Raw genomic sequence first — 12,757 nt, forward strand, 5'->3', positions numbered from 1 at the left:
TGCATCACCCTTGGAATAGGTCAGTTACCTGGAGCCTGGACATCACAGCCTGGCATTGCGGGCAAGCTGGCAGCAAGTCTCGGTACCGGGCATGATCGAACGGCTTTCGGAGCACGGCCAGGCTACTGCTTCCGCGGACCAGGTCACCGGCGGCCATCGCCTGGGCAATGCAACCGATTTCGGCGCACCCGCCGTGGTGACCGGTTTGATTGATCACTCGACGCAGTGGCAGCGGGAGAACCTGCAAGGCCTCCCCCTGCCTGCGGGTGCTGATGTCGAAGTAAGTATTCCCTGAAGGCGTCAAGAGGACGCTCGCTGCACCCTCGTTCTTCCCAGGGCCGAGCCTGGCCAGATCCGCGTACGCCCGGAGATCACACTCCAGAGGGCCCGTGTTGTGGACGAGGACCGGAGTGGCCCCCGCCAGTACGTAGTAGGTGTGGAGGTCGCTGACGGTGAGGTTGTTGACCCGCTGGTGGGCGGTGTGGGAGCGGATGCTGCTGATCTGGACCCAGGTGCCGGCGGAGGTCTCCAGCCACTGGCCGGGCTGGAGCTTGTCGGCGGTGAGCCACTCGCGGGTCTGGGGGAGCCAGAACGGGTGTCCGTCGGTGGCGGTCAGGGTCTGGGACTCGGTGACGTCGACGGTGTAGGTCGCCGCGGCCTTGACGGTGTCGTCGGCGGGGTGGGCGACCTGCGGGGTCTGGGTCGTGGTGGCGGGGTCGACGGTGATCTCGTAGAGGTTCTTGTCGCCCTCGCCGGTGATGGTGGCGGTGACCTGCTTGGCCTCGACGCGTCCGGTGGCGGGGTCGGCCGCCAGGACGCTCTCGCCGACCGTGATCCGGTCGATCGGCTTGGTGGTGCCGTCGGCCATCAGGACGAGGGCGTCGGGGACGAAGCTGTTGCAGCCCGGGGCGGCCCGGCCGCCGGCGTTGCTGCTACCCCCCTTGGGCTTCGAGCCGCCTCCGGCGGCCTTTCCGCCACCACCGCTGCTGCCGGCCTTGCCGCCACCGCCTGAGGAGGCCTTGCTGCCTCCTCCGCCGGCGGACGACTTGCCGCCGCCGGCTTTGCCTGCTCCGGGGGCGGGGCCGGCCTTGCCGCCGCTGCCGCCGGAGGCTCCGGCGCGGGGGCGGGACGGGGAGGACGGGACGGACTTGGAGGCGCCGCGGGCGGCGCCGCTGCCGCGCTCGATGGCCTTGGCCGCGTCGGTGACGGTGTCGACGGCGTTGGCGACCTTGGAGGCGATGCGGGCCGCGGTGGCCGCGCTGCCGATCACCGGGACGACCGCGACGAGGGAGAGTGCGGCGTTCTTCCAGTCGCCCTCGGCCGCGTACCAGACGCCGTTGACGATGTCGCAGGCGTCGCCGATGACGGGGATCATGCCGGCCACGTCGAGGACGGTGTGGCCGATGTTGGAGATGGTGTTGTAGTTCTCCTTGACCACGTCGACGGTCTTGCTGACCGCGTTGGCGGCCTTCTTGACGATGCTGGAGCCCCACCACAGCCCGGACGGGTCGGTGAACGTGAGCGGGCTGTTGTTGGCGTACAGGTAGCCCTGGAGCTGCTGCGGGTCGCTGGCGTCGATGACCGGGTCGACCGACAGGAAGCGTCCGGTCTTCGGGTCGTACTCACGCGCGCCCAGGTGGGTCAGGCCGGTGGCCTTGTCCTGGGTGCCGCCGACGAAGCCCTTCTCACCGAGCCACGAACCGGGCGCCGGCTGGGTGCCGCGCTCCTCGCCGAAGGGCTTGAACGCGCGGCGGGTGGCCTGGAGGGTGCCGGCGTCGATCGCCGTCGTCCCGGTGCCGTGGTGGTCGGCGGCGACGTAGCTGAGCCGTCCGTCCGAGGTCCGCACGATGGTCGGACCGCCGGCGGTCGGGTAGTACCGGGTGCCGGAGACCTCGCCGGTGGCGGTGTTCAGGCTGAGTTCGGTGCCGCCGAGGTAGAGGGTGGTGCGGCCGGGGTCGCGGCGCAGGAGGCGGTTGCCGTCGGCGTCGTAGACGTAGCCGGAGGTGCCGCCGCTGGTGGCGGCGGTGGCGAGGTGGCCGTCCGGGTCCCAGGTCATCGTCTGGGTGTTGCCGGCCTCGTCGGGGCGGGTGAGGGTGTTGCCGGTCTGGTCGTAGGTGTAGCCGGTGGTGACGGTCGGGCCGTTGCCGGTCTTGGTCTGCGTGCTGCTGGGGGCGTGCGGCCGGGCCTGGCCGGGCGCGGGGTAGGTGTGGGTGGCGGTGACGTCGTTGGCGGTGTTGCCGGCGGGGTCGTGGTCGACCGTGCCGGTGCGGTTGCCGGTGACGTCGTAGGTGAAGGACTGCCGGTAAGGGGCGGGGCCGCCGAGGGCGGCGGGGTTGGGCGTGGTGTTGGTGCAGCCGCCGATGCCGGGCACCGACGGGCCGGGCCGGGTGGTGGTGCCGCCGGTGTCGGTCCACGCCTGGGTCAGGCGCTTGAGGTGGTCGTAGGTGAAGCACTGGGTGTCGGTCTGGCCGTCGTTGCGCCAGGCGGACACGGAGGTGACGTCACCGGCCGGGCTGTAGGTGTAGTCGGTGATGTCGACCGAGGTCCGGCCGTCCTCCTTGTCGAGGAACGAGCGCAGCAGCCGGCCGGTGCCGGGCTGGTAGGTGTGGGTGAGGGCGACCTGCTTGGGGACGTCCCCGAAGGTGATCCGCTGGAGCTGGCCGAGCTCGTCGTAGTTGGTGAAGTTGACGTAGTCGTCGAGGCCGCCGAGCGAGACCGGCAGGCCGTTGAGGTTGCGGCCGATGTTGACGGTCTCGGCGGGGAGGCCGCCCGCGTCGGGCAGGTCGGTCTGGAACGGCAGGCCGGAGATCGGGTCGTAGTAGGTGTTGGTGGTGTAGGTGCCGCTCAGGGCGCCTTCGCCGTCCGGGACGGTGACCTTGGTGCCGACCGCGTTGTAGGCGGTGTCGTACTCGGTGACCTCCTGGCGGTAGGGCTTGCCGTCGGACCAGCCGGTCGCGGCGGTGGGAAGGCCGGGCAGGAGGGTGTCGTACTCGTAGGTGGCCAGCGGGGTGCCGGTGGTGCTGCCGAGGTTGCGCGACAGCGGGCGGCCGAGGATGTCGTAGCTGACGGCGACGGTGACGCCCCGGGCGTCGGTCGTGGAGACCGGGCGGTCGGCGGCGTCGTAGGCCGTGGTGATGACGCCCTTGTCCGGGTCCTCGGAGCGGGTCTGGCGCCCGTGGACGTCGTAGCCGTACTTCCAGGCGTTGCCGGCCGCGTCGGTGACCTGGCTGAGCTTGCCCTCGATGTCGTAGACGTACTTCGTCGCGTCGTAGCCGCCCTGCGGCGAACCGCCGTGGTACTGGCGCAGTTCGGTGGAGCGGCCGCGCGCGTCGACGAATCCGGTGGTGGCGATGCCGCCCTGGGGCGGGGTCGCGTCGGTGCGGTCCACGCCCGGGTAGGAGACGGTGGAGCGCCACTGCTCGATGGCCTTGGACGAGAACGTCTGGACCACCGGGCGGCCGAGGCCGTCGTAGAACGAGGCGCTCTGGCCGGGGATCTCGTTGTCGTTGGCGACGAACCGGGTCGTGCTCGGCTCGCCGGTGCTGTTGATGTACGGCTGGTTGGTCTTCACCACCTGGCCGTGGCTGTCGTAGAAGGTGTCGCTGACGACCCTGGCGCCGGCGGCGGCGTTCGCCGCGGAGGACTGGGTCTGGACCGGCTCGCCGAAGGTGTTGAGGATCGTGACGGCGACGGTGTAGGTCTTGCCGCCCTCGCGCAGGCTCCTGGTGGTGACGGAGGGGGTGCCGGTGCCGGTCAGCCGGTACTCGACGAGGCTGTCGGCCAGGTCGGTGCCGGGGGTGCGGCCGGGCTGCCAGGCGGCGGTGGTGCGCCCGAGGGCGTCGACGGTCTGCTGCGAGGTGCGGCCGTTGTGGTCGACCGACTTGACCGGCACCTCACGGGTCGGGTGGAAGGTGGTGCTGCTGGTCCAGCCCTTCGCGTTGGTCACCTTCACCGTCGCCGGCTGGACGTTGACGGCCGGCTCGTAGGCGGTCGTCGTGGTCGCCCCGGCGGCGTCGGTGCTGGTGGTGACGCGGCCGTAGGCGTCGTAGCCCACGGTGGAGACCAGCGAGAACACCGGCTGGCCGCCGGAGAACCCGTCGAGCTCCTCGGTGCGGGTCACCGCGCCCGGGCCGTTGAGCACCCCGAACGCCTGGCCGTCGAAGAACGCCCGGCTACGGCCCAGTGTGCCCGCCTCGGACGCCACGAGGTCCGAGCCGCTGACCGTCGCGCAGCCGTCCTTGGTCTGGACGGTCTCGGCGACGCGGTCGAGGGTCCAGGTGGTGGTGTTGCGGGCGTAGCGGGTGGCGGCGCACAGGTCGGGCAGGCCGTCGGCGCGGTCGACGACCTGGACGGGCATGCCGTAGCCGTCGAAGGCCGCGGTCTTGGAGGTGGACTGCCAGGTGCCGTCGGAGCGCAGGGCGGTGTCCTTGCCGGAGCCGTTGCGCAGCATCTGTGCGGTCTGGGCGGGCAGGGCGGTGCCGCGGTTGTGGGTGGCGGTGGCGGCGGACAGCCAGGGGTCGGACTTGGAGACCGCGACCAGGGCGCCGCCGTCGGAGGCGTAGGTCTGGCGTTCGCGCAGCGACCCGGCGAGCGGGTTGGCGTCCTTGGCGCTCGCGCCGTTGATGTCGGTGTAGGTGACGGAGCGTTTGCCGCCGTCGGCCTTGAAGTCGCCGTCCATGCCGCGCAGGTAGTACCCGACGGCCTTGCCGATCGGGTCGGGGGCGGCGCCGCTGCGGGTGACGACCTGCTCGTAGCCGCGGAACTGGTTCCAGGTACGGCGATTGGTCTCGGTGTACTCGTCGTCGTCACGGTGCCAGGCCGCCGCACCCACGTACTCGTACGTGGTGGTGCGCGCCGGCGAGCCGCCGAACGGGTCGCGTTCGTTGACCTGGGAGACCACGTACTTGTGGAACCAGTCCAGGGTCGGGGGCAGCGGGCTCTTGTCGTCCGGGTTCCAGTACACCGGGTAGCAGCGCTTGCCGTTGGTGTCCTGGGCGGCCGGAAGGGCACCGGGCGCGCAGTCGGGTTCGGCGTAGACGGCTTCGGTGATCTTGCCGGTCTCCGCGGTCACGCCGATGACGCGCCGCCGGTTCAGCGGCGGCTTGTTGTCGGTGGTGGAGTCGACGCGGTTGTTGAGGAACTTGCCGGTGAAGGTGATGGCCGGCTGCTCGATCTTGTTCGCGCCGTCGTGGCCCGAGTGGGTGATCGAGTTCAGCCACAGGGCCGGGGCGGTGTGGTCCTTGGGGTCCGGGTACTCGTGCGCCAGCACGTAGGAGTCGACGTCGGCGTAGGAGCCGGCGTTGAGGACCTGGGTGGTGATCTTCGTCAGGCGCTTGGTGGACCAGAACGTCGCCTGGTAGTTCTCGCAAGGGCCGGTGGCGGCGCAGTTCTGGTCGAACGGCACGTCCGGCCACTTGCCCGCGTTGGCGGCGTTCAGCTTGTTCGGCGCGCAGTCGAACGAGGCGTCGGGCAGGCAGCGCTCCGCGACGTCGAACACGACCTGCCCGGTGGGCTTCACACTGTCGGCGTCGGTGAGCTTGGAGCCGTAGGTGATCCGCGCCAGGTTCCCGCCGCGCACGTACGCGGTCCGGGTCCCGGACGGGTTCTGCGCGGAGACGCCCCGCTGGTAGTGGTTGGTCTCCTTGTCGTACCAGTGGGAGATCAGCCCGCCGCGCGGGTCCACCACGAAGTCGAGCATCCACCGCCACGCCTGGTCGCACCAGGACGCGTCGAACGTCGACTTGTTGCACTCCTCGCCGGAGTTGTTGCCGTAGACCGGCGTCGTCCACGCCGAGTTGGTGGCCGGTGCGCCCGCTCCGGCGCCGGGCTTGCGGCCCAGGCCGAAGTAGTACTGGGTGCCGTCGGCGGTGGTGACCTTCCAGTGCTCACCGTTGTTGTCGCCGTTGGAGGCGCCGGTCAGCAGCTCGACCCGGGAGGCGTCGTCGCCCTCCAGGCGCCACGTGCCGGTCGCGTCGTCGCGCACCAGCGTCGAGGAGCGGCCGTTCAGCGAGATCGTGGCGTTCCAGCCCGCCAGGCACTGCTCGCCCGATCCGGCCTGGCCGTCCTTCGCGCACGGCTTGAAACGCCGCTCGACGAACCCGGGCGTGTACTCCCAGCCCTCACCGATCCACGACGACTGGTTGTTCGTCGCCGCCGTCCGGCCGTCGACCGACTGCGAGCTGTAGGACAGGGACACGTTCGGCTTCGAGCCGCCCAGCCCCTCCGGCACCGCCACCGGGTACGACCAGTTGAAACCACCGGTGTTCCCGCCGACGCTCCACGTCCCCGACGGCGCCAGGCCGGTCGCGGCGAACGTCCCCGCCGAACCGCCCGGAGCGGCCGACGCGGCCAGGACCATGCCACCCGACGGGGCTGCCGACAGGGCCCGGGCACCGGACTCCCCGGCGGCGGGGGCCGCCTGTGCGGCCCCGCCCGCGAGCTCGACGTCGGTGCTCAGCAGACCGGGACGGGCCGGGGTGCGACGCGTCTCGACCGGGCTCTGGGTCCGGCACTCGGCCCGCTCGGGCGTGGTGAGCGCACACTCGGGCAGCGCCACCAGGCGTGCCCGGGACAGCCAGTCACCACCGAACGCACCCTCGATCGAGGACACGTCCACGTCCACCTTGACGGGGGAGCCCGGGCCGCCGGCGGCCGTCGGACGCACCGCCAGCAGCAGGCCGTTGACGCCCGCCTTCTCGGCGGCGGGCCGGTCGGCGACCGTGACCCGGACCTTGTGCGAGGCGGGCGTGGTCCGCTCGCTGCGCAGGGCCTCCGGCGCGGCGGCGACGGCGGCCACGGCCGGCGAGCTCACCCACACCGGCGCGGCACCCGCCTGGCCACCGGCCGGCACGGCCGCCGGGGCCGCGGCGAAGGCGGACTCCTTCAGGCTCTTCGGGGTCGTGGACTTGGGCGCGAGGTCCACCTCGGCGTCCACCGCCCCCGGCCACGCCACCGCACCGGCCTTCCAGGCCGGCGCGCCGTCGCCCTTCGGCGGGACGGCCTTGACCGGGGCGGCGTCCTTGCCGCCCACCGCCGGGGTCCGGTCGAGGTCGCGCGGCGACCAGAGGGTGGGATTGCGGGGCTTCCAGGCCGCCGCGTGCGCGGGTCCCACGCCCGCCAGCATCGACAGGACGAGGACCGCGGCGGTAGTCAGCCGCCGTCTTCCCCGTGACCGCCGTTTGGCGTGGAAACCGCCTGATGATTCCGACACGACTTGCCCCCTGGCATGCCGAAGCGGGCCTTCCGCCGGAAGGCCTGCTGAACCGAGATTTTGAGGCGGAGCCTAACGTCCGTTCGCGAACGTGATCCATCAGAAACCGTGCCTTGACCCGGATATGACGAACGGGGGGGAATCAAAGGTCACACCCGGCCTCACGCAGCGTGCGAGGAGAGGGGGCGTTTTGCCCTTCTTTACCGAGCGGAGTTCCTAATGCGCCATGACGGATCGTGGGCACTCCGCTGCCCCGACCAGGGCTTCGACTACGGAGAGCTCCCGGCTGTGAGCTGCCTCACAGCATTGGCGACCGGTCGTCAGTTAAGACGTCGCACACGGGTGTTAGGTTCCCGTTCGCCGATATCCGCACGGCAATCACCAACTGACGAGAGGTTTTGCACTTATGGGGTCGATATCCCCCCATCGGAGCCGTCGACGCAGATCGATACTGGCCGCATCGGTCGGCATCGTACTGACTGTTGGCATGCTCAGTTCCACCGCTCCCGCCCTTGCCGCCGACGGGACTTCCCCGGCTTCTCCGACCACCCCGGCTTCCCCGACCGCCCCGGCTTCTCTTACCGCCCCGGCTTCTCTTACCGCCCCGGCTTCCCCGACCGCCTCGGTGGCCGGAGCTCCGGCCACCGAGGCTCCGCCCGTGCCGGGTACGGCCGCCGAGACCGCGCAGCGGGCCGCCGAGGCCGTGGCGCTGGCGGAGGCCCGGCGCACCGGCAAGCCGGTCGAGATCCCGGCGCTGACCACCGAGACCGACACGGTGGTGGCGAACCCGAACGGCACGCTCGGCCTGCGGCGTACGGTCGCTCCCGCGCGGGCCCGGCAGGACGGGGTCTGGAAGGACCTCGACGCGACGCTCGTCCGGGCGTCGGACGGTTCGCTGCGGCCGAAGGTGACGAGCAACCGGCTGACGCTGTCGGGCGGCGGGTCCGGGCCGCTGGCCACCCTCGACCAGGACGGCCGCAAGCTCACGCTGAGCTGGCCCGGTGCGCTGCCGGCGCCCGTCCTGGACGGCGAGAGCGCCACCTACGCCGAGGTCGCGCCCGGCGTCGACCTGAAGCTCACCGCCAACCAGGCGGGCGGGTTCACGCAGGTCCTGGTGGTCAAGACCCCGGCCGCCGCGCAGGACCCGAAGGTGAAGGCCCTCACCCTCGGCCTGAAGACCGAGGGCGTCTCGGTGAGCGCCGACGCCGGTGGCAACCTCAACGCCACCGACGCCGACGGCCGGGTGGTCTTCCGCGCACCCGCTCCCACCATGTGGGACTCCAGCACGGCCCCCGCCAGCCCCGCCGCCCCCGTGGCCGCCAAGTCCGGTGCCCGGGCGGCCCGTTCCGCCGCGGACGCGCCGGCCGCACCGGCCGCAGGCCCCGACACGGCAACCGCCCCCGACACGGCGACCGGGCCCGCCGACGCCGAGGGCCTCAAGGTGACCTCGGACGCGGACGGCCCCGGCCTCGGGGCCAACGTCTCGCAGCTGTCGGCGGCTCCGGCCGCCACCTCGATAGCGGTCACGCCCGACAGCGCCTTCCTGAACGCCCCGACCACCACCTACCCGGTCTACATCGACCCGGCCTGGACGCCCACCAACCGCGGTACGCAGAACTGGACCTGGGTCCAGGAGGCCTACCCGGACAAGACCCACTACAACGACTACAGCGACCAGTACGACCCGGGCGTCGGCTACCAGCAGTGGGAGACCGTGAAGGGGCTGGAGCGCTACTACTTCGAGCTCGACAGCGGCGACCTCGGTGACAAGGTCATCAAGAAGGCCACCGTGGTCGCCACCCAGTCCTACGGCGCGGCGAACACCTGCTCCGCCACGTTCGGCGTCACGCTGCACCCCACGCACCCCATCGACGGCACCACCCGCTGGAACAAGCAGCCCTGGGACTGGGGGCCGCTGGGGACGTCCGTGCTCAACAGCGCCGGGGGCCACGGCTGCCCCGGCGCCACCACGACCGGCGAGTGGGACGTCCGCCAGCACGTGATCGACAACAACTGGCGCGGCCGGCTGACCTTCGGCCTGTTCGCGGCCGACGAGTCCAAGCGCGACGGCGACAAGGGCAACATCGGCTTCAAGCGCTTCACCCGCACGCCCGCCAAGCTGCCCTTCCTGTACGTCGAGTACAACCGCGCCCCGTACGCGCCGTGGGACCTGCGGATGGAACCGACCCCGCAGAACGCCAACGGCAACGGCTGCGGCTGGATCGGCGCGACCAACGCCGCCACCGGCATCCGCCTGTACTCCTGGGTCGGCGACCCGGACGGCAACCAGATCGACGCCCGCTTCGAGGTCCGCGACCTCGCCACCGCCGACGAGCCGCTGGCCTGGGACAGCGGCTGGGGCAACCTCGGCAACAGCAACCACGCGGCCGCCGTCACAGTCGGCAACCTCCAGGACGGCCACACCTACTACTGGCGCGTGCAGACCGGCGACGGTGAGATCCCCTCAAGCTGGTCGGCCGGCTGCATGTTCAGCCTGGACCTCACCCCGCCGGCGGTGCCGACCGTCACCTCCGAGGACTACCCCGAGTCCGGCTCCCTGCCCGGCTCGGCCAAGCACATCGGCGAGTCCGGCGCGTTCACCGTCAGCGCGGCCGACAGCGCCAGCGGCGTGCTGTACTACGAGTACGCCTTCAACTCGGCCATCCCGGTGGGCGGCGCCAGCCGGGTCGACGCCTCCGGCAACGGCTCCGCGGTCATCAACCTGACTCCCACCATGTGGGGCACCAACCTGCTCCGGGTCCAGGCCGTCGACCGGGCCGGCAACCGCTCGCAGGAGAAGACCTACAGCTTCTTCGCGCCGTCCGACCCGAACGCCAAGACCGTCCTCGGCGACATCACCAAGGACGAGAAGGTGGACCTCGTCCTCCCGGACAACAACGGCAACCTGATGCTGTACCCGGCCGGCATCGAGCCGAGCTTCGGCGGGCCGATGGCCTCCGACAAGGCCAACAGCCCGGGCGGCGCGGGCTGGGACAAGGCGCTGGTCACCCACCGCGGCGGCAACGGCATCCGGGTCGACGACCTGATCGTCTACGCCGACTCGACTCTGTACTCCTACCGGAACTCCCTCTGGGCGAGCAGCCTGGCGACGGAGGGCAACCTCTACTTCACCAGCAAGAACGTCCTCATCTCCCGGCGGCCCCTCGCCTGCAGCACCGCCGGTGTGTCCGGCGCCACCTGCACCGGTTACCACAAAGCCGACTGGAGCCGGGTCAAGGGGCTCCTGGCGATCGGTGACATCGACACCATCGGCATCCCCGAACCGGGCGCCGACAAGCGCCGCTACGACATCCTGACCCAGGAGGACGACGGCGCCGGCCACGTCGGGCTCTGGCTCTTCCGCAGCTCCACCGCGACCGGCGTCTACTCCTCCGGGACACCGCTCAGCACCGCCGACTGGTCGAACCGCACGCTGATCGCCCCCGGCGACGCCACCGGAGACGGCCTGATCGACCTCTGGGTGCGGGAGAACGGCACCGGCAACGTCTACCAGTACCCGAGCCGCAAGCTCCCCGACGGCAAGCCCGACATCACCGCGCTCGCCGACGACAGCACGCGGACGCTGATCGGCCACGCCTCGGCGGCGGACTTCCCGAAGCTGACCTCCTCCGGCGACGTCAGCGGCGACGGCGTCCCCGACCTGTGGACGCGCGACACCAGCGGGGTCCTCAACGTCTGGAGCGGCATCACCGCCACCGGCAAGGCCGACGCCCCGGTGACCGGCTTCGTCTCGGCGGCCGCGCTCGGCTACCCCGGCGGCACCATCAGCCTCCACGCCGGCGCCAACACCAACAAGTGCATGGACGCCAACGGCAGTGCGGACGGCAGCCGGCTCCAGCTGTACAACTGCTGGAACGGCGACAACCAGCACTTCACCTTCCGCACCGACGGCACGCTGCGCACCCTCGACAAGTGCGTGACGGCGGACAACACCTACAACGGCGCCTCCGTCAACCTGCGCGACTGCGTGCCGGACGCCCCCGGCCAGAAGTGGACGCTGCGTACGGACAGCACCCTGTACAACCCGGGGTCCGGGCGGTGCATCGACGACATGACCGCGGGCGGCGGTGACGGCGTCCAGCTGTGGCTGTGGGACTGCCACTCGTACGCCAACCAGAAGTGGATCAGCACCGCCAACCGGCCGGTCAACCTCCACTCCGGTGCGAACAACGGCAAGTGCATGGACGCCAACGGTCCGGACGAGGGCTCGCAGATCCAGCTGTACGACTGCTGGAACGGCCTCAACCAGCGCTACGACCTGCGCACGGACAGGACCGTCCGGGTGTACGAGAAGTGCGTGACGGCCGACGGCACCGCCAACGGGAGCCCGGTGACGGTGCGCAGCTGCACCGGCGCCGACAACCAGAAGTGGGAGCTCCGGGGCGACGGCACCCTGTACAACCCGGCCTCCGACCGCTGCGTCGACGACCCGGCGGCGGGGAACCAGAACATGGTCGCGCTCTGGATGTGGAGCTGCCACACCTACGCGAACCAGCGCTGGACCACCGCCTGACCCCTCCTCCCCCGGCCCCGGCCCCGGCTCTCCCGCTTCGGCGGGCAGGCCCGGGGCCGGGGCCCTGCCCGTTCACCGGGCCTGCCCGCCGAGGCGTCGGTACCGGGCCACCCGGTACGGCCCCCGCTACGACCGCTCGGCGAAGTCCAGCACGGTGACCGAGGGGCGGTGCGCGGCCAGGGGCGGGACGGACAGCGCGAGCGGCAGCAGGGCGCCGACCAGGCCGCGGGCGCCGGCCGGGCGGACGTCGCGGACGGAGGCCACGGCCGGGGAGGCGGTGCGCAGCTTGGCGCGCTCGCCCGCGTCCATCGCCCACGGCATCGGGGGCGCCTGGTAGCCGCGGGTGCGCATCCTGCCGCTGGTGGTCAGCCGGGCGAACCAGCGCGGCACGGCGTCCAGGACCAGCGAACCGCCCGGGAACCGTTCGGCGCAGCCCGCGATCAGGGCCCGCACCCGGTCCGGCGGGAGGTACATCAGCAGGCCCTGCGCGGTGATCAGGACCCCGCGGTCGCGGTCGACCTCCCCGGTCCAGGCGAGGTCGGTGGCGTCGGCGGCCAGGTAGCGCTGGCGCGGTCCGGGGGGCAGGAGCCGCTCGCGCAGCGCCACCGCCTCGGGCAGGTCGACGGTGAGCCAGCGGGCCCGCCCGTTGTCGACCCGCCAGTACTGGGTCTCCAGCCCCTCCCCCAGGCACACCACGGTGCCGCGCGGCTCCCGGGCCAGGAAGTCCGCCACCTCGCGGTCGAAGCAGGCCACCCGGAGGGCCTGCAGCTGGGCCTGGACACCGCTGGTGCCGAAGCGGTCGGCGAACGGGTAGTCGATCCGGTCCACCAGCTCGACCGCCTTGGGGTCGTGCAGCACGGCGTCCGGACGGCGGGCCTCGGCGGCGCGCCGGTGGAGCGTCCACAGGGCCGTCTCGGGGATCGCCGTCAGGTCCGGCCGTTCCACGGTGTTCATCACTCGGTCGTTCCTCTGCATCCTCGCCCCTGGACGGACCCGCCGATTCTGACACTGCC

3 protein-coding genes are annotated in these 12,757 nt (G+C 71.7%); 1 reads left to right on the plus strand and 2 read right to left on the minus strand.

The genetic code is table 11. The annotated features are described in order from the left end of the window. Positions 1–4: 4 nt before the first annotated feature. Positions 5–7,111: an RHS repeat-associated core domain-containing protein gene (locus tag OG550_RS02010; RefSeq protein ID WP_327673823.1), complete on the minus strand. Its 7,107-nt coding sequence runs from the start codon at positions 7,109–7,111 to the stop codon at positions 5–7. 757 nt (positions 7,112–7,868) lie between these two features. On the opposite strand from OG550_RS02010, the gene OG550_RS02015 reads away from it, so the two are divergent. Continuing rightward, positions 7,869–11,744 (plus strand): RICIN domain-containing protein, encoded by a 3,876-nt coding sequence (locus OG550_RS02015; RefSeq protein ID WP_327673825.1) that lies wholly within the window; start codon positions 7,869–7,871, stop codon positions 11,742–11,744. A 126-nt stretch (positions 11,745–11,870) separates the two neighbouring features. Here the strand turns inward: OG550_RS02015 and OG550_RS02020 are convergent, their stop codons facing one another. Further along, a complete protein-coding gene (locus OG550_RS02020) occupies positions 11,871–12,698 on the minus strand; it encodes a class I SAM-dependent methyltransferase (protein WP_327673827.1) in 828 nt (275 codons plus the stop codon). Positions 12,699–12,757: the final 59 nt, after the last annotated feature.

This window comes from Kitasatospora sp. NBC_00458, assembly GCF_036013975.1.
GTDB lineage: Bacteria > Actinomycetota > Actinomycetes > Streptomycetales > Streptomycetaceae > Kitasatospora.

What these genes read in the sequence shown, in the direction of transcription:
- OG550_RS02020 (WP_327673827.1), bottom strand. Translation starts at nt 12,698, where the DNA reads ATGAACACCGTGGAACGGCCGGACCTGACGGCGATCCCCGAGACGGCC.